The organism is Pseudomonas sp. s4 (assembly GCF_046764235.1).
Classification (GTDB): Bacteria; Pseudomonadota; Gammaproteobacteria; order Pseudomonadales; family Pseudomonadaceae; genus Aquipseudomonas; species Aquipseudomonas asiatica.
Genome location: NZ_CP177209.1, coordinates 6098573 through 6114817, shown reverse-complemented (window position 1 = coordinate 6114817; position 16245 = coordinate 6098573). Strand labels below are relative to the sequence as shown.

Sequence of the window (16245 nt, the reverse complement as noted above, 5' to 3'; positions counted from 1 at the left end):
GTTCGTGCCTGCTGTGCGCCGGAAGGGCTCAGGCGCGTACATAAACCCAGGCGGTCAGGCCCGATGCGAGCGTTACGGCCACGCGCTTGTAGTCTGCGACTTCATAGCGATCCGCCGCTGCCAGCTCTTCTTCGCTGATCTGGAAGACCATGCCGGCCACGCTGTCGTCTGCCTGGCTGCTGGGAGCGACGATAGGGTGATGGGACTTGCCGCTGGCTGCCAGCACGGCCGGGTCGGTGATCTCGACCCAGTCCTGGCGGTAGCCCAGCATGCGGTCGGCCTGGCCGCTCAGTTCGCGGCCGAAGTTGGTGAGCTGCACGGCCTTGTCCTGCAAGGTGCCGTAGGAAAACAACAGTACCGGGTATGCGCTGGAGGGTTGCATTCACTCATCCTGTGGGGTCGGGTTCAGCCGGGCTTCCAGCTCGGCCACTTGTTTTTCCAAAGCCTCAAGGCGTGCGCGGGTGCGCGCCAGTACGACCATCTGGCTGTCGAATTCTTCGCGGCTGACCAGGTCCAGCTTGCTGAAGGCACCTTGCATCAGCACCTTGAACTGACTTTCCAGTTCGGCGCGGGGCTGGGCGGTATCGCTGCTGAACAGGCGCGATGCCTGGTCGCTCAGGGCATCGAGAAGGGCTTTGGGCGCGAGCATGGGGCTGTCCACTGATACTGGGAAATGGCCGGCAGTGTAACACGCATGCATGAACATCCGGCCTCGTCGCTGGCTCGTGTAGGAGCGGCGCTCCTCTGGAACTGCACATTTTTCGAGCAACGCGCCAGGTCGGGATGCACCGGAATTGTGCATGTTGCGCATGCTGGCGACTGGCCAATCCCGACTGATTCACATAACTCGCTGTTTTCCCGTGCTTTGACGGAACTGGCAAGGTTTCTGCAAAGACCAGTGCGAGCCATGCACTGATGCAGTTCCTTGTGACCAGGCAGTGCGCACGCGGAGCCGGATGCCGACGACGCGTTACAAAGCCAACCGCTGCGCTTAGACTTGAGACGGGTTTGTTTTCCTGGGGCAAGTCCACCAAATCGGGAGAGAGTTTCATGAAGCTAGTCACAGCCATCATCAAGCCGTTCAAGCTGGACGACGTGCGCGAGTCGCTGTCGGAAATCGGCGTGCAGGGCATCACCGTCACCGAAGTCAAAGGTTTCGGTCGGCAGAAGGGCCACACCGAGCTGTATCGCGGTGCTGAATATGTGGTCGATTTCCTGCCCAAGGTGAAGATCGATGTCGCCATCGATGACAAGGACCTTGATCGGGTAATCGAAGCCATCACCAAGGCAGCCAACACCGGCAAGATCGGTGACGGCAAGATTTTCGTGGTGAATCTGGAGCAGGCGATCCGTATCCGTACCGGCGAAACCGATACCGACGCGATCTAAGCAGCAACAAAGCCTCACCAAACCCAACGCCCCAGGAGAAAACAACATGACTCTGCGTAAGATCGCAGGGCTAGGAGCCCTATTGTCCCTCGTAATGCCCGGGCTTGCCCTGGCCGAGGAAGCTGCCCCAGCGCTGAATTCCGGCGACACCGCCTGGATGCTCACCGCAACGGCGCTGGTGCTGTTCATGACCATTCCGGGCCTGGCCCTGTTCTATGGCGGCATGGTGCGTTCCAAGAACGTGCTGTCGGTAATGATGCAGTGCTTTGCAATCACTGGCCTTATGAGCATTCTCTGGGTCGTCTATGGCTACAGCATGGCCTTCGATACCACCGGTATGGAAAAGGGCGTGCTCAACTTCAATTCCTTCGTCGGTGGCTTCTCCAAGGCGTTCCTCAGCGGTGTCACGCCCTCGAACCTGACCTCGGCTGCCGCGCTGTTCCCTGAAGCGGTATTCATCACCTTCCAGATGACCTTCGCCATCATCACCCCGGCGCTGATCGTCGGTGCGTTCGCCGAGCGCATGAAGTTCTCCGCGATGCTGGTGTTCATGGGCATCTGGTTCACCCTGGTCTACGCGCCGATCGCGCACATGGTCTGGAGCGGTGACGGTGCACTGATGTGGGACTGGGGCGTGCTTGACTTCGCTGGCGGCACCGTGGTGCACATCAACGCCGGTATCGCTGGCCTGGTCTGCTGCCTGGTGCTGGGCAAGCGCAAGGGCTACCCGACCACCCCGATGGCTCCGCACAACCTGGGCTATACCCTGATGGGCGCGGCCATGCTGTGGGTCGGCTGGTTCGGCTTCAACGCAGGCTCTGCCGCGGCTGCCAACGGCACCGCCGGCATGGCCATGCTGGTGACCCAGATCGCCACCGCCGCCGCGGCCCTGGGCTGGATGTTCGCCGAGTGGATCGGTCACGGAAAACCGAGTGCCCTGGGCATTGCTTCGGGTGTGGTCGCCGGCCTGGTCGCCATCACCCCGGCTGCCGGTACCGTAGGCCCCATGGGTGCCCTGGTGATCGGCCTGGTCTCGGGTGTGGTCTGCTACTTCTGCGCCACCAGCCTCAAGCGCAAGCTGGGCTATGACGACTCGCTGGACGCCTTCGGCGTGCACGGCATCGGCGGTATCGTCGGCGCCATCCTCACCGGTGTGTTCGCAGCTCCGGCGCTGGGCGGCTTCGGTGCCGTCACCGACATCGGCATGCAGGTCTGGATCCAGGCCAAGGGCGTGATCTTCACCGTGGTCTACACCGCCATCGTCACCTACGTGATTCTCAAGGTGCTTGATGTGGTGATGGGCCTGCGGGCAAGCGAAGAAGAAGAGTCGGTCGGCCTCGACCTGGCTCAGCACAACGAGCGCGGCTACAACCTGTAACTGCGACGCGGTAAAAACTTGCCCGGCTTGCCGGGCATTTTTTTGCCAGATTTTTAGCATTTCCCGCACGGCAAACGGTTTATCCGACACGTTCGCGACGTAGGCGGAAATCTTACAAAACGCAGAGCATTCATGGTGCTTTGCTTTTTCTGCTGGCGCGCTAGAATGCGCGCCGAAGGGTGTTTGACGAGTAGTCCACACGCTTCGCCAGCCTTTGCTAGGCTTGCCAATAGCGTGTGGCCAGCAGGGGCTAAAGGATTTGTCAGGTCCTGCCAGGAGCAGGGTCTGCTGGGTGCCGCCTCCCATCAGGAGCGCCGACCCTAGGGCAGTGGCCTAACCCACGGCCAGTTGAATTTTCACTGGTGGCTGCCGGTCTACGGCTGCACTGGTCTATAACTAACCTGCTTTTCGCAAGTCATGAGGTAGAACATGAGCGACGACGATCTGGAAAATGATGACCTCGAAGTAGGCGACGAAGACGAGGGCGATGAAGGCCTCGAAGCGGCAGCTGATGATGGCGCCGAAGACGCTGGCGATGACGACAGCAGCCCGGCACCCGCTGCCAAGGGCAAATCCAAGGCCGCGGTCTCGGTAGACGAGATGCCGAGCATGGAAGCCAAGCAGAAGGAGCGTGACGCCCTGGCCAAGGCCATGGAAGAGTTCCTTGCTCGCGGCGGCAAGGTTCAGGAAGTCGAGGCCAACGTGGTCGCCGATCCGCCCAAGAAGCCGGACAACAAGTACGGCAGCCGCCCTATCTGAGTGGCTGATCGAAAAAAAGCCCGCCGTCGCTGCGGGCTTTTTTGTGCCTGTCTGTTTTGTGTTGCCTGTACCGGCCTCTTCGCGGGCTCGCCCGCTCCCACTGGGATCGCGCAGAAGCTGAGAGGGCAGTAAACCTGTGGGAGCGGGCGTGCCCGCGAATGGGCCGCGAAGCGGCGCCTGTCAGCGCCAGCGCGCGAGGATGTCGGGTAACTGCGACAGGCGCTGGATCTCGGCATCAGGCGCCTGTTCGCCTACCCACGCCTTGCCCTGGGGGTTGAACCACACCGCCCGCAGCCCGGCGCGCTGGGCGCCGGCAATGTCATCGCCCGGGTGGTCACCGATGTGCACCGCTGCGCTGGCCTCCACGTCACCGCGGCGCAGGGCTTCGAGGAACGGCGCCGGGTCCGGCTTGCCGATGCCGAGGTCTTCGGCACACAGGGCAAAGCGGAAATAGTCCGCCAGCCCCAGCCGGCTTACGTCGGCATTGCCGTTGGTGACCACGCCCAAGGTGTAGTGATGGCGCAGGATCTCCAGCACCGGCTGCACCTCCGGGAAAATCTCCACCTGGTGGCGGGCATGCAGGAATACTTCGAAACCTTCGTTGGCCAGCTCCTGCGCATGTTTTTCGCTGTAGCCGACTTCTTCCAGGGCATGAAACAGCACCCGTCGACGCAGGGCGCTGATACGGTGCTTCAGGCCGGGTTCGGCTTGTACCAGGCGCTCGCGAATGGCGAACAGGTGCTCCACCGGTACGCCGCCAAGGATCGGGGCGTTGGCTTCGAGCCAGTCGCGCAGCACGACTTCCGCGCTGGCAATCACCGGCGCGGTATCCCACAGGGTGTCGTCGAGGTCGAAGGTGATCAGCTTGATGCTCATGAGTCTGTGCCTTTGCTGCGTTTGGCCCGAGGGTGGGCGCTGTCGTACACCGCGGCCAGGTGCTGGAAGTCCAGGTGGGTGTAGATCTGCGTGGTGCCGATGTCGGCGTGGCCGAGCATCTCCTGCACCGCGCGCAGGTCCTGGGACGATTCCAGCACGTGGCTGGCGAAGGAATGGCGAAGCATGTGCGGGTGCAGGTGCTGGCCCAGCTCGCGCTCACCGGCCGCCTTCACCCGTTGCTGAACGGCCCGTGGGCTGATGCGGTTGCCTTGGCGGGTGATGAAAACCGCGCGGTCGCGCGGGTTGCCGATGCCGCGCAGGCGGTACCAGGCCTGCAATGCCTCGCGGGCCTTGCGGCCGACCGGCAGCACGCGGGCCTTGCCGCCTTTGCCCAGCACCTGCACCAGGCCGGCTGCGAGGTCCAGGTGATCGAGGTCGAGGTTGGTCAGCTCGGACAGGCGCAGGCCCGACGAATAGAACAGTTCGAGGATGGCCTGGTCACGACGGGCGATGAAGTCATCGTCGACACCGCCATCCAGCAGTTGCAGGGCGCGGTCGGTGTCCAGCACCTTGGGCAGCCGGCGTTCGCCCTTGGGCGGGCTCAGGCCGCTGGCCGGGTCGTGCTGGCACAGGCCTTCGCGGTTGAGATAGCGGTACAGGCCACGCACCGCCGACAGCAGCCGGGCCAGGCTGCGCGAGGACTGGCCGTGGTGGTGCTGGCGGGCGATCAGCTGGCGCAGCTGCTGGATCTGCAGCGCCTCCCAACCGGTAATGCCATGTTCTTTGCAGTAGGCGACCACCTTGTCCAGGTCGCGACGGTAGCCCAGCAAGGTGTGCTCGGACACCTGGCGCTCGTTGCGCAGGTGTGCGCAATAAGCCTCCAGCTGGCGTTCCATCAGCGTACCGGGCGCAGGGTCTGGGTAACGCGTGGCACAACGCGGCCAAGCACCTCGGCAATGTAGCCAAGGAACAAGGTGCCGACGCTGCTCTTGTAGTGTTGCGGGTCGCGGCTGCCGATCGCCAGCACCCCGTGCAGGCCCTGGTATTCCAGGGCAGCCACGGCGCTGGAGCCCACTTCCCGGCGCTGTTCTTCACCGAACAGGAAGGCCAGCTCGTGCTCGCGCAGGTTGCCGCTGACCGTCTTGCCGCCACCCAGCAGGGCACCGATGGCCTGCTGCGCTTCGGCGTTGCTCACCCAGCGCCCGACCGGCGCGACGTTTTCGCCGAACAGGATCAGGCTGACGAAGGGCACCTGGAATTCCTGGCGCAGGCTGTCTTCGACTGCCATCACCACTTCCTCCAGGCTGCCGGCGTCGAGCAGGTCGAGGATCAGCCGGCGGGTCTTGTCGAAAAGCCGATCGTTGTCGCGGGCCACGTCCATCAGTTGCGACAGGCGGTGGCGCATCTCGATGTTGCGGTCGCGCAGCAACTTGAGCTGGCGCTCCACCAGCGACACGCTGTCGCCACGCTGGTGAGGGATGCGTTGTTCGATCAGCAACTCGTCGTGCTCGGCGAAGAAGGTGGGGTGGGCGCGCAGGTAGGCGACCACCGCTTCGGCATCGAGCTCGGCGGACTGCTGGGGTACAACCTGGGGCTGATCGGTCATGGCGGTTACTCGCTTAGAGACGAACCTGTCCTTCGTAGACGCGTACGGCTGGGCCAGTCATCAGCACGGGCTTGCCGGGGCCGGCCCACTCGATGTGCAGGCGGCCACCGGGCAGGTCGAGGGATACCGGGGAGTCCATCCAGCCCTGGCTGATCGCCGCCACGGCGGCGGCGCAGGCGCCGGTGCCGCAGGCCTGGGTTTCGCCCGCACCACGTTCCCACACCCGCAGGTTGGCGCGGTGGCGGTCGATGACCTGGAGGAAGCCGGCATTTACCCGCTGCGGGAAGCGTGGGTGGTTTTCGATCTTCGGGCCCAGCTCATGCACAGGGGCGGTACGCACGTCGTCGACACGCAGCACGGCATGCGGGTTCCCCATGGACACGGCGGCAATCGAATGCACCTGGCCGTCGACTTCCAGTGGGTAGTTCAGCGCCTGCTCGTCGGCGACGAAGGGGATTTCGGCAGGGATGAAGCGCGGTGGGCCCATGTCGACACTGATCTGGCCGTCGTTCTGCACGTCCAGCTCGATGATGCCGCTCTTGGTTTCCACGCGGATGCGCTTTTTCGCGGTCAGGCGCTTGTCCAGCACGAAGCGGGCGAAGCAGCGCGCACCGTTGCCGCACTGCTCGACCTCGGAGCCGTCGGCATTGAAGATGCGGTAGCGGAAGTCCACTTCCGGGTTGTTCGGCGCCTCGACGATCAGCAACTGGTCGAAGCCGATGCCGGTGTGGCGGTCACCCCATTGCTTGGCGTGCTTGGGCTGGATGTGCGCGTGCTGGCTGACCAGGTCGAGGACCATGAAGTCGTTGCCCAGCCCATGCATCTTGGTAAAACGCAGCAGCATGGGCTTACTCCGGCAGCAGGCTTTCGCCAGCGTACAATTCGGCGATGGTCTCGCGGCGGCGTACTTCGAAGGCCTGGTCGCCGTCGACCAGGATTTCAGCGCAACGGCCACGGGTGTTGTAGTTGGAGCTCATGACAAAACCATAGGCGCCCGCGGACTGTACGGCCAGCAGGTCACCTTCGGCCAGGTTCAGCACGCGGTCCTTGCCGAGGAAGTCGCCAGTCTCGCAGATAGGACCGACCAGGTCGTAGGCACGGCCTTCGCCTGCGCGTGGCTTGACCGCGCTGACACCCATCCAGGCCTGGTACAGGGCCGGGCGGATCAGGTCGTTCATCGCCGCATCGATGATGGCGAAGTCCTTGTGTTCGGTGTGCTTGAGGTATTCCACGCGGGTCAGCAGGACGCCGGCGTTGGCCACGATGTAGCGGCCCGGCTCGAACACCAGGGCCAGGTCGCGGTCGCCGACGCGCTCGCGGATCGCCTTGATGTAGTCGGCCACCAGCGGCGGCTCCTCATCGCGGTAACGCACGCCGACGCCGCCACCCAGGTCCAGGTGGCGCAGATGGATGCCGCACTCGGCCAGGCGGTCGACCAGCACCAGCAGGCGGTCAAGGGCATCGAGGAAAGGCTCGACGGTGGTCAGCTGCGAACCGATGTGGCAGTCGACGCCGACCACTTCCAGGTTCGGCAACTGCGCGGCCCGCACGTAGATGGCCTCGGCGTCGGCGATGGCGATGCCGAACTTGTTCTCTTTCAGGCCGGTGGAGATGTACGGGTGGGTACCGGCGTCGACGTCCGGGTTGACCCGCAGCGAGACCGGGGCAACCTTGCCCATCTCGGCGGCCACTACCTGCAGGCGCTCCAGTTCGTCGGTGGATTCGACGTTGAAGCAGTGCACGCCGACTTCCAGGGCACGGCGCATGTCCTCGCGGGTCTTGCCGACACCGGAGAACACCACGCGGTCGGCACGGCCGCCAGCGGCCAGCACGCGCTCCAGCTCACCGCCAGAGACGATGTCAAAGCCTGCGCCCAGGCGTGCCAGCACGTTCAGCACGCCAAGGTTGGAGTTGGCCTTGACCGCGAAACATACCAGGTGCTCGGTGCCTTGCAGTGCATCGGCGTAGCTACGGTACTGGGCCTCGATGTGGGCGCGCGAATACACGTAGGTAGGGGTGCCGTAGCGTTCGGCGATGGCCGACAGGCCCACGCCTTCCGCGAACAGCTCGCCGTCGCGGTAGTTGAAAGCGTTCATCTGGTTTCCTTACTGCGCTGGCGACTGCTCGGGCTCGGACTGCAGCTCGGGTTGCTGCTCCTGCGTCGGGGCCGGCTTGGCTTTTGGCTGGTACTGGTGCGACTTGTGGCTGGCCTTGCCGTCCTTGCCGTCTTCAGGCAGGTACAGCGGGCCTTTCTGGCCGCAGGCCGAAACGAGGCAGGCAACAGCGACCAGCGCCGCGAGGGAGGAAATCAGGCGCTTCATGGGTGAAATCCTTAGAAATATGCAGTATTGCGCCCGAGTATACCGAGCGACCGACGGCTTGCCTATGCAAGGGCCGGCCCGCCGGGCGGGCTATTCTTACCGCCTGCAAGGGCCCTTTCGCAGTACCTGTGGGAGCGGGCGTGCCCGCGAACACCGGCAAAGCCGGTGCCACACACCGCGGCACCTGATTCGCGGGCATGCCCGCTCCCACAGGTACTGCGCTGGCTTTGAGTTCATGCCAGTGAAGGTAGCGGCTAAACCTTTGCATTCGGCGGCAAGCGCCCGTATCTTGCCGGGCTTGCCTGTAACGCAGCCAATTTCGAGGTTCCTGCAATGAGTTTGAGTGAAGCGCGTTTCCATGATCTGGTCGACGCGACCCAACAGGCCCTGGAAGACCTGTTCGACGAGAGCGGCCTGGATCTGGACATGGAGAACTCCGCTGGTGTCCTGACCATCAAGTTCGACAATGGCAGCACGCTGATCTTCAGCCGCCAGGAGCCGCTGCGCCAGCTGTGGCTGGCCGACCGTTCCGGCGGTTTCCACTTCGACTACGACGAAGAAAGCGGCAAGTGGGTGTGCGAGAAGAGCGAGGAGCTGCTGGGCGAAATGCTCGAGCGCATCGTCTGGGAGCGGGCCGGCGAGAAGCTGGACTTCGACGAGATCTGACATGAGCAGTACCCAGGCCCGGCCGCCCAAACCGCTCTACAGCAACGTCAGCCCCGCCGTGCCGTCGCCGTGCATCAGCGTTTGCCGGCTGGACGAACAGCGGGTGTGCACAGGTTGCCACCGGCATGTCGAGCATATCCGTGAATGGCGTTCGGCCGATGACGAACGGCGCCGGCAGATTTGCCGCGAGGCCCAGGCCCTGCGCGACCAGGCTAAGGCACACTGATCGCAGGGGCTTGAGTATTTACCCGGCTGTGGTAACGTCGGGTTCTGCGTCGGTGACGCCAAAGCCTTCACAAACCCCGCCCTTGGGCGGGGTTTTGCTTTATCTGCACGATGAAAACCGCCTGTTCAAAGGAGTCTGACTGGATCATGAGCACCAAGCCTTCCCTCATCCTCACCCGATTGGACGTACAACGTCTGGAGCGTCTGATCGACAGCCTCGACGAGAGTACGCCGGGTGTGCTCGCCCTGCAGGGCGAGCTGGACCGCGCCGAGCAGGTGGTCGGTCACGAGGAAGTACCGGCTGGCGTGGTGACCATGAACTCGCGTGTGCACTGCCGTGAGGAAGCCAGCGGCAAGGACTACCACCTGACCCTGGTATACCCGAAGGATGCCGGGCCGGAAGGCAAGGTCTCGATCCTGGCGCCGATCGGTTGCGCCTTGCTGGGGTTGTCGGTGGGCGCGCAGATCGACTGGCCGGCGCCGGGGGGCAAGACCCTCAAGCTGAAGCTGCTGGAAGTGGAATACCAGCCGGAAGCGGCGGGCGATTTCGACCTGTAAGGGCTAGGGGGCCGCTTTGCGGCCCATCGCGACACAAGGCCGCTCCTACAGGATTACGCATTCCCTGTAGGAGCAGCCTTGTGTCGCGAAAGGGGCGCAACGCGCCCCCGGCAATTCAAGCCTCTTGCGCCAAAACCTGCTCCAACCCCTCGTTCAAAGCCTGCTCCAGCTCCCGCTTGTAGCGCAGGTACAGCTGCGTCGACCCCAGCTGGTCATCCAGCAACTCGGACAAATCCAGGTCCGTGATGTAACAGCGGTACTGCCCTGCACCACGTCGCTGCCCGATGATCTGCCGGGCCACCACCGCATACAACTGCTCACCATGCTCCAGTTCGGAAAACTCCTGCTGGTCGCAATACAGCGTCACGTGCGCCGCGCCTGCCACCCCGGCCTGGATGATCGCCTGCACCTCATAGTAAGGCTGGTCGCTACCCTCGGCCGGCGCCTGGCGCGGCTCGATGCTGCGCGCCTTGCCTGGCCCGGAAGGCAACAGTTGCGCGTAGTGGATGTCCAGTGAAGCCGCGCGCTGGGTGTCCAGCGGTAGCCGGGCATCACGGCGCATCACCACCGAGCGCAGAAAACGCTGCAGCGGCAACAGCAAGTGAGCTTCGTCGTGCAGCGGCAGGCGTTGCTGCCACAGGGCATTGTATTCATCCAGCACGTACAACTCGGCCCAGCCACCCTGCAGGCGGTAGAACACCTGGATGCAGAAAGGCCGGCCTTGCTCCAGCACCAGGTGCAGGTCGTGGTCCTGCAGGGCGTTGGCATCCAGGTACAGTGGGCTGTAGGCGCTGCGTTCTTCGCCCAGGTGGTTCAGCAGTGCCTCATGCTCGGCCAAGGTGGTGAGGCCGACATGCCCGGGCATCAGCTCCAGCACATGGGTGTGCTGGGCCACCTGCAGCAGGTAGCGGTGGTTCAGGCCCTGGTCCAGCAGCAGTTGTACGGTGTCGAATATTTCCTCCACGCGTTGGCCTATGGCCTGGGCGCGGCTCTGGCAGAAGCAACGCACCCGCACCTTCGGCCGGTGTCCGCGCGGCACGGGGCTGTTGAGGAAGTCGCGCAGGCAGCGCACCAGTGCGTGCTCGCCGTCATAGCGCTGGACCAGTACTTCGTTCCAGCTGTTGAGGATGACCTGGTCCAGGGTCAGGACCAGGTTTTCGCGCACGCCTGCGTAGCTCAAAGAGTCGGTGCGCTCGGTGGTCATCAGGATGTTCAGGTCGCGGTGGTGGCGCAGCGGGTCGATGGCGACGTTGACCAGCAACAGCACCTCGTCGGCAACGCTCGGCTGCAACAAGCGCACCTCGCTGACGGTCGGCAAGGGCAGGGGAATGCTTTGCTGCAGGCAGCCGATCAGGTTGAACAGCTCGAATTCGCTGAGGTCGCTGACACCCGGGTGCAGCGCCAGGCGCGTGCTGCTGTCGATCACCCCGTTGCGATAAGCCCAGGTCAGCAACTCGAGCAGCTCGCGGCAGCGCTTGAGCGGGCTGAAGTGGTCCACCTCATGGGGGCTCAGGTTGCCGGTGTACAGCTCCCAGTGATGGCTGCCGGGCTCCTTGCGATTAGGCGCTTGTACCAGGGTCAGGGTGCCTTCGGCCAGGTCCGGGGCGATACCGGGGTTGATGACTTCGACCTTGCCGGCGCGGCGCTCGAAGGCGGCGTAAAGGCGCCGGCCCAGCACATTGAGATCGCGTTGGTCGGCGCGGCTGCTGGCGTTCTGGGTGCGAGCGAACTGGCTGAGAAATCGGTAGCTATGGTTCAGTTCGGCCACCAGTTCACGGCGCTCGATGGCAACCTGCTGCACCTTCCATTGATTGCGACTGTCCAGCAGGGCCAGCTGGCGCTCGTCCCAACCCCATTCGTCGGCCAGGCGCTGCAACAGCCGGCGTTGCCAGCCATTGGCCCGGGTCGGGTCGCTGAGTTTCTTGTTCACCTTCAGGTACAGGCTGCGCCGCACCAGCTCCAGGCGCGCGTGTTCGCCACGCTGCAGCAGGTAGCGCTCGATGCGCCGGTACACCATCACGTAGGGGTCCAGCTCGTCGAGGTCTAGCTGGTTGGCGAACACTGCCTGCTTGTAGTCCAGGCTCAGGCAGCGAACGGTGGGGTGCTCGCTGGCATAGGCCTCGGTCAGCAGCAGCTTGAGCAGCGACTTGTAGGGCGAGTCGATGCCTTTGAACAGCTGCCACAAGCCGGCGCCGACGAACTCGCCGGGCGGGATGTGCGCCAGGTTGCCGAGATCGAGGGCGTCCTGGCTGCGGATGAAACGCTTGGACAGCAGGGTCTGGGTATAGGTGTGGTAATCGTGTTCCTGGTAGACCGGCACCAGCCACCACAGTGGCGTGCGCCCGGCCAGCCAGATAGTGGTGCGGTAGAACTCGTCCAGCAGCAGATAGTGCTGGGTGGTGCCGCAATCGTCGGAGCCGAGCTGGCCTTCGCGCTGGCCTTGGGCGAAACCTTGCGTGTCGATCAGGAAGAAGTGCGCCTCGGCACCCAGGCTTTCCGCCCATGCCTCTAGCAGCTGGCATTTGCGGCGCAGTTCGTCCAGCAGCTCATCGGCCAGGCCCGGGGCGTGGCAAACCCACAGGTCCATGTCGCTTTGCTCGGCCTGGGCCAGTGAGCCCAGGCTGCCCATCAGGAACAGGCCGTGGATCGGCCACGGTGGGTTGCCATGGCGGGCCTTGTAGGTGAACGAGCGGGCCAGGCGCTGGGCCTCGACTACCAGCTCGGCGCTTGGCTCGTAGCCCGATACGCCGGCGGGGGTGCTGCCGGAGACATAGCCCGGCAGCAACGGGTGGTTCACATGAAACAGCAGCGGCAGCAGTGTCAGCACCTGTTGCTGGCGCGTCGACAGGCCCTCCAGGGCCCGCTGCAGCCGGCCTTGGTTGAGTCGCAGGAAGCGCGTACGCAATGTCGCCAGGACCTTGCGGTCGATGCCTTCGTCCAGGTCGGGGCGGATTTCGTGGGGGTGGTTCATTGCGCACTCGGGCAGGCCAGCGGGGCTGTGGCGAGTGTAGCCTGAGTGGCTGGGTCGGATAAGCGGCAATTGAAATATTGGCGCCATTTTCCCAGCGCGCGTGGGCGGCGGGCTGCAGCTTTCGTAGCGCTTGAGGCATGATGGGCGCCTCCAGCTGATTGCGAGGTTTTCCGATGCGTGTGTGGATCGATGCCGACGCCTGCCCCAAGGCGGCCAAGGATCTGATCGTCAAGTTCGCCCTCAAGCGCAAGTTCGAGGTAGTGATGGTGGCGGGCCAGGCTGTGGCCAAGCCGGCGTTCGCGATCGTGCGCCTGATCGTGGTGCCCAGCGGCATGGACGCAGCCGACGATTACCTGGTGGAGCACGCCGTGCCTGGTGAGTTGGTGATCTGCAGTGACGTGCCTCTGGCCGACCGCCTGGTGAAAAAGGGCGTGGCGGCGCTGGACCCGCGCGGGCGCGAGTTCGACGAGCGCAACATGGGTGATCGGCTGGCGGCGCGCAACTTGTTTACCGAGTTGCGCGAGCAGGGCCAGGTGGGGGGAGGGCAGGCGCCTTATGGCGAGCGCGAGAAGCAGGCGTTTGCCAATGCGCTGGACCGGATCATTGCCCGGTTGTCCAAACCCTGAGGGCAGGCGCGGTCCCTGTAGGAGCGGCCTTGTGTCGCGATCGGGCCGCAGCGCGGCCCCAGGTTTTCAGCTTCGCCGCATAAATTGCCGGGGCCGCTTCGCGGCCCGATCGCGACACAAGGCCGCCCCTACACCGCGCGTGCCAGCAAGAACCTATTCGTGCGTCAGCTCCAGCACCCGATCCACCAGCTTGTAGATCCCGCCAGCCGCTTCACTGATCGACTTGGCCTCCATGTACGCCGGGGTGGTCACCAGCTTGCGCTGGGTGTCCTCGACAATATCGTGCACATCGCATTCTTCATGAGTGCCACCCATCTTCTGCACGGCCGCCGCAGTGCCAGCGTCGGTACCGATAGTGCAGACCACGCCTGGCCCGTAGATCTTCGCCGCCAGCGCCGGCGAGATGCAGATCAGGCCGACCGGCTTGCAGGCGTCGGCAAAGGCTTCGGCCAGGGCCAGCACATCCGGGTTAACGGTGCAGTTGGCGCCTTCCACGGCAAAGTTGGACAGGTTCTTCGCCGCCCCGAAACCGCCCGGCACGATCAGCGCATCGAAGTCTTCGGCCTTGGCCTCGCGGATGTCCTTGACCTCGCCGCGGGCAATGCGCGCCGACTCCACCAGCACATTCCGCGATTCGGGCATTTCCTCGCCGGTCAGGTGGTTGATCACATGCATCTGCGCAATGTTCGGCGCGAAGCACTGCACCTGCGCACCACGCTGGTCGAGGCGCAGCAGGGTGATCACGCTTTCGTGGATTTCGGCGCCGTCATAAACGCCACAGCCGGAAAGAATCACCGCTACTTTTTTTGTCATGCTTTCTACTCCAGTGTCGAGGCGCTAAATGTCCTCTAGTTTGGCAGATGTAGCCATAGGGATTCCTGCAAGCGCGGCCTAATCTTGGCGGATAACGTCTGAGGTCGTACCCATGGACCTGATCCTGCTGGCCGTGCCGTTCTTCTTCGTGCTGATCGCCGTCGAACTGCTGGCCGACCGTGTGCGCGGCCAGCGCAACTTCACCCTGGCCGACTCGATCAACAGCCTCAGCACCGGTGCGCTGTCGACCAGTACCGGGTTGCTGACCAAAGGGGTGGGGCTGGTGACCTATGCCCTGGCGTTCGAACACATGGCGTTGCTGCGCCTGCCGCCGCAGGCCTGGTGGGTGTGGTTGCTGGCCTTTGTCCTGTACGACTTCTGCTACTACTGGCTGCATCGTCTTGGCCACGAGCGCAACGTGCTGTGGGCTGCGCATTCGGTGCATCATCAGAGCGAGGAGTACAACCTCACCACGGCGCTGCGCCAGACCAGCAGTGGGTTCATCTTCTCGTGGCTGTTCTACCTGCCGCTGGCGTTGCTCGGTGTGCCGCCGCTGGTGTTCATCACGGTGGCATCGCTCAACCTGCTGTACCAGTTCTGGGTGCATACCCGGCACATTCCCAAGCTGGGCTGGCTTGAGTGGGTGTTGATCACGCCATCCAACCATCGCGTCCACCATGCGCAAAATCCTGCTTACTTGGATCGCAATTACGGCGGCGTGTTCATTCTCTGGGATCGTCTGTTCGGCACCTTCAAAGAGGAGGACCCAGCCGAGCCGGTGGTGTTCGGGGTGACCACGCCGCTGGCCAGCTGGAACCCGCTGTGGGCCAACCTGCAGTTCTATGCCCAGCTCTGGCACGACGCCCGGTGCACCGACAGCCTGTGGGACAAGCTGCGCATCTGGTTCATGCCCACCGGCTGGCGCCCGGCCGATGTGGCCGCACGCTACCCGCAGGCCAAGCAGGACCTGGCGTTGTTTCGCAAGTTCGAGGTTGCCTTGGGCCGTGCGCAGCAGGCCTATGTGGCGGCGCAATTCGTGGGTTACGTGGCGCTAGGCAGCTATCTGATGGAGGTGGCCGAGCGCGTGCCAATCGCCGCCCTGGTACTTGGCTGGGCGCAGATGGCGTTTGGCTTGTTCGTACTTGGCGCGCTGCTGGAGAACCGACCATGGGCCATACGCCTGGAGTTGGTACGGTTGCTGGCAAATGCGCCGGCGCTTTACCTGGCGGGCGCACTGGGCCTAGCGGTGGTCGTGCCGCCGACCTGGTTGTTCCTCGTGGCTTACAGCCTGCTCAGCCTCTGGGGCCTGGGCTTTGCCCGCCGCCTTGCGCTCCGCGCGCAACGTGCGGAAGCGCCGGCGCAGCCACAACAGGCCGCCCAGCGCCAACAGGCCACCGAGCACCCATAGCTCGTAGCGCTTCACGTTGCCCAGCAGGCCTTCAAGGATGGCGCCGAAGTGATACGCGGCCGCGCCCAGGGCCACTGCCCAGATGGCCGCGCCGATACCGTTCAGCAGCAAATAGCGGCGTGGCGGGTAGCCGGACAGGCCAATGGCCACCGGCATGACCGTGCGCAAGCCATAGACGAAGCGGAAACTCAGTACCCAGATGTCGGGGTGGCGACGGATGTGGTCCAGCGCCCGGTCACCCATCGCCTGCCAGCGTGGCTTGCGCGCCAGGATCCTGCGCCCGTGGCGGCGGCCCATGAAGTACCACAGCTGGTCGCCGGCATAACTGCCGAAAAATGCCACCAGACACACCAGGTTGATGTCCATGTAACCGCGGAACGCAAGGAATCCTGCAAGCACCAGGATGGTCTCGCCTTCGAAGAAGGTGCCTAGAAAAAGGGCGAAGTAGCCGAAATCCTGCAGGAATTGTTGAAGCATTTTCTGAGGTGCTGGCGAAATGAACGCGAAGCCTACCCCTTCGCGCGCGTTCGTGAAAGTGTCCAGATGTGTCTCGACATGAACAATTCCTGCTTGGAGAATGCCAGAAGCCACGCGCCACGGCTTGCCCTGGCGTGTAACACAGGCGTCATAATGGGCGCTTATCTTGCCG

General features: G+C 63.9%; 18 protein-coding genes and 1 pseudogene. 8 read left to right on the top strand and 11 right to left on the bottom strand.

Translation table 11 applies throughout. The features are described from left to right. Positions 1-28 precede the first annotated feature (28 nt). Both ACK56M_RS28345 and ACK56M_RS28340 read right to left on the bottom strand, forming a co-directional pair. Entirely contained in the window at positions 29-382 is a 354-nt protein-coding gene (locus ACK56M_RS28345) for a gamma-glutamylcyclotransferase family protein (RefSeq protein ID WP_015272256.1), read from the bottom strand. Further along, positions 383-649, bottom strand: a complete 267-nt coding sequence (locus ACK56M_RS28340) for an accessory factor UbiK family protein (RefSeq protein WP_015272255.1) — start codon at positions 647-649, stop codon at positions 383-385. Positions 650-1050: 401 nt separating this feature from the next. Between ACK56M_RS28340 and glnK the strand changes: the two genes are divergently transcribed. From glnK to sutA, 3 genes are all read left to right on the top strand, one after another. After that, on the top strand, positions 1051-1389 hold the full coding sequence (gene glnK, locus ACK56M_RS28335) for a P-II family nitrogen regulator (RefSeq protein ID WP_002555808.1): 339 nt from the start codon (positions 1051-1053) through the stop codon (positions 1387-1389). A 46-nt stretch (positions 1390-1435) separates the two neighbouring features. Beyond that, positions 1436-2767 (top strand): ammonium transporter, encoded by a 1332-nt coding sequence (locus ACK56M_RS28330; protein ID WP_015272254.1) that lies wholly within the window; start codon positions 1436-1438, stop codon positions 2765-2767. A gap of 429 nt (positions 2768-3196) precedes the next feature. Next, entirely contained in the window at positions 3197-3526 is a 330-nt protein-coding gene (gene sutA / locus ACK56M_RS28325; protein WP_013974748.1) for a transcriptional regulator SutA, read from the top strand. Between the two features lie 180 nt (positions 3527-3706). On the opposite strand, the gene ACK56M_RS28320 is transcribed toward sutA, so the two are convergent. Genes ACK56M_RS28320 through lptM form a run of 6 tightly spaced genes read right to left on the bottom strand, consistent with a single transcriptional unit; the run spans position 3707 to position 8329 of the window. Next, the gene (locus ACK56M_RS28320; protein ID WP_013974747.1) at positions 3707-4402 is read right to left on the bottom strand and encodes an HAD family hydrolase; all 696 of its coding nucleotides are present in this window, start codon (positions 4400-4402) and stop codon (positions 3707-3709) included. Continuing rightward, positions 4399-5298 carry a tyrosine recombinase XerC gene (gene xerC, locus ACK56M_RS28315; RefSeq protein WP_015272253.1) on the bottom strand — a complete coding sequence of 300 codons (900 nt, stop codon included), beginning with the start codon at positions 5296-5298 and terminating at the stop codon, positions 4399-4401. Before xerC ends, ACK56M_RS28320 begins: the two co-directional genes overlap by 4 nt. Next, positions 5298-6008 carry a DUF484 family protein gene (locus ACK56M_RS28310; RefSeq protein ID WP_015272252.1) on the bottom strand — a complete coding sequence of 237 codons (711 nt, stop codon included), beginning with the start codon at positions 6006-6008 and terminating at the stop codon, positions 5298-5300. The genes xerC and ACK56M_RS28310 overlap by 1 nt, the downstream gene beginning before the upstream one ends. Before the next feature lie 13 nt (positions 6009-6021). Beyond that, positions 6022-6852, bottom strand: a complete 831-nt coding sequence (dapF, locus tag ACK56M_RS28305; RefSeq protein WP_013974744.1) for a diaminopimelate epimerase — start codon at positions 6850-6852, stop codon at positions 6022-6024. A 4-nt stretch (positions 6853-6856) separates the two neighbouring features. Then, complete coding sequence (gene lysA / locus ACK56M_RS28300) at positions 6857-8104, bottom strand: diaminopimelate decarboxylase (protein ID WP_015272250.1); 1248 nt, start codon at positions 8102-8104, stop codon at positions 6857-6859. A gap of 9 nt (positions 8105-8113) precedes the next feature. Beyond that, on the bottom strand, positions 8114-8329 hold the full coding sequence (gene lptM / locus ACK56M_RS28295; protein ID WP_004375542.1) for an LPS translocon maturation chaperone LptM: 216 nt from the start codon (positions 8327-8329) through the stop codon (positions 8114-8116). 333 nt (positions 8330-8662) lie between these two features. On the opposite strand from lptM, the gene cyaY reads away from it, so the two are divergent. From cyaY to rnk, 3 genes are all read left to right on the top strand, one after another. Continuing rightward, positions 8663-8995 (top strand): iron donor protein CyaY, encoded by a 333-nt coding sequence (cyaY, locus tag ACK56M_RS28290; RefSeq protein WP_004375540.1) that lies wholly within the window; start codon positions 8663-8665, stop codon positions 8993-8995. 1 nt (position 8996) lies between these two features. Continuing rightward, positions 8997-9221, top strand: a complete 225-nt coding sequence (locus ACK56M_RS28285; RefSeq protein WP_013974742.1) for a DUF1289 domain-containing protein — start codon at positions 8997-8999, stop codon at positions 9219-9221. 146 nt (positions 9222-9367) lie between these two features. Continuing rightward, positions 9368-9778 (top strand): nucleoside diphosphate kinase regulator, encoded by a 411-nt coding sequence (gene rnk / locus ACK56M_RS28280; protein WP_015272249.1) that lies wholly within the window; start codon positions 9368-9370, stop codon positions 9776-9778. Positions 9779-9893: 115 nt separating this feature from the next. Here the strand turns inward: rnk and ACK56M_RS28275 are convergent, their stop codons facing one another. Then, positions 9894-12749: a class I adenylate cyclase gene (locus ACK56M_RS28275; protein WP_015272248.1), complete on the bottom strand. Its 2856-nt coding sequence runs from the start codon at positions 12747-12749 to the stop codon at positions 9894-9896. Positions 12750-12922: 173 nt separating this feature from the next. On the opposite strand from ACK56M_RS28275, the gene ACK56M_RS28270 reads away from it, so the two are divergent. After that, positions 12923-13375 carry a YaiI/YqxD family protein gene (locus ACK56M_RS28270; protein ID WP_013974739.1) on the top strand — a complete coding sequence of 151 codons (453 nt, stop codon included), beginning with the start codon at positions 12923-12925 and terminating at the stop codon, positions 13373-13375. A gap of 153 nt (positions 13376-13528) precedes the next feature. On the opposite strand, the gene elbB is transcribed toward ACK56M_RS28270, so the two are convergent. Beyond that, a complete protein-coding gene (gene elbB / locus ACK56M_RS28265) occupies positions 13529-14188 on the bottom strand; it encodes an isoprenoid biosynthesis glyoxalase ElbB (RefSeq protein ID WP_004375530.1) in 660 nt (219 codons plus the stop codon). A gap of 112 nt (positions 14189-14300) precedes the next feature. Here elbB and ACK56M_RS28260 point away from each other — a divergent pair. Then, positions 14301-14879, top strand: a pseudogene (locus tag ACK56M_RS28260) (sterol desaturase family protein); the annotation flags it as partial. Positions 14880-15428: 549 nt separating this feature from the next. On the opposite strand, the gene ACK56M_RS28255 reads toward ACK56M_RS28260, so the two are convergent. Then, entirely contained in the window at positions 15429-16073 is a 645-nt protein-coding gene (locus ACK56M_RS28255; RefSeq protein WP_015272245.1) for a DedA family protein, read from the bottom strand. Positions 16074-16245: the final 172 nt, after the last annotated feature.

Bases quoted from the DNA above. Each gene is read 5' to 3' on its own strand.
- ACK56M_RS28345 (WP_015272256.1), bottom strand. From the start codon at position 382: ATGCAACCCTCCAGCGCATACCCGGTACTGTTGTTTTCCTACGGCACC.
- ACK56M_RS28340 (WP_015272255.1), bottom strand. From the start codon at position 649: ATGCTCGCGCCCAAAGCCCTTCTCGATGCCCTGAGCGACCAGGCATCG.
- glnK (WP_002555808.1), top strand. From the start codon at position 1,051: ATGAAGCTAGTCACAGCCATCATCAAGCCGTTCAAGCTGGACGACGTG.
- ACK56M_RS28330 (WP_015272254.1), top strand. From the start codon at position 1,436: ATGACTCTGCGTAAGATCGCAGGGCTAGGAGCCCTATTGTCCCTCGTA.
- sutA (WP_013974748.1), top strand. From the start codon at position 3,197: ATGAGCGACGACGATCTGGAAAATGATGACCTCGAAGTAGGCGACGAA.
- ACK56M_RS28320 (WP_013974747.1), bottom strand. From the start codon at position 4,402: ATGAGCATCAAGCTGATCACCTTCGACCTCGACGACACCCTGTGGGAT.
- xerC (WP_015272253.1), bottom strand. From the start codon at position 5,298: ATGGAACGCCAGCTGGAGGCTTATTGCGCACACCTGCGCAACGAGCGC.
- ACK56M_RS28310 (WP_015272252.1), bottom strand. From the start codon at position 6,008: ATGACCGATCAGCCCCAGGTTGTACCCCAGCAGTCCGCCGAGCTCGAT.
- dapF (WP_013974744.1), bottom strand. From the start codon at position 6,852: ATGCTGCTGCGTTTTACCAAGATGCATGGGCTGGGCAACGACTTCATG.
- lysA (WP_015272250.1), bottom strand. From the start codon at position 8,104: ATGAACGCTTTCAACTACCGCGACGGCGAGCTGTTCGCGGAAGGCGTG.
- lptM (WP_004375542.1), bottom strand. From the start codon at position 8,329: ATGAAGCGCCTGATTTCCTCCCTCGCGGCGCTGGTCGCTGTTGCCTGC.
- cyaY (WP_004375540.1), top strand. From the start codon at position 8,663: ATGAGTTTGAGTGAAGCGCGTTTCCATGATCTGGTCGACGCGACCCAA.
- ACK56M_RS28285 (WP_013974742.1), top strand. From the start codon at position 8,997: ATGAGCAGTACCCAGGCCCGGCCGCCCAAACCGCTCTACAGCAACGTC.
- rnk (WP_015272249.1), top strand. From the start codon at position 9,368: ATGAGCACCAAGCCTTCCCTCATCCTCACCCGATTGGACGTACAACGT.
- ACK56M_RS28275 (WP_015272248.1), bottom strand. From the start codon at position 12,749: ATGAACCACCCCCACGAAATCCGCCCCGACCTGGACGAAGGCATCGAC.
- ACK56M_RS28270 (WP_013974739.1), top strand. From the start codon at position 12,923: ATGCGTGTGTGGATCGATGCCGACGCCTGCCCCAAGGCGGCCAAGGAT.
- elbB (WP_004375530.1), bottom strand. From the start codon at position 14,188: ATGACAAAAAAAGTAGCGGTGATTCTTTCCGGCTGTGGCGTTTATGAC.
- ACK56M_RS28255 (WP_015272245.1), bottom strand. From the start codon at position 16,073: ATGCTTCAACAATTCCTGCAGGATTTCGGCTACTTCGCCCTTTTTCTA.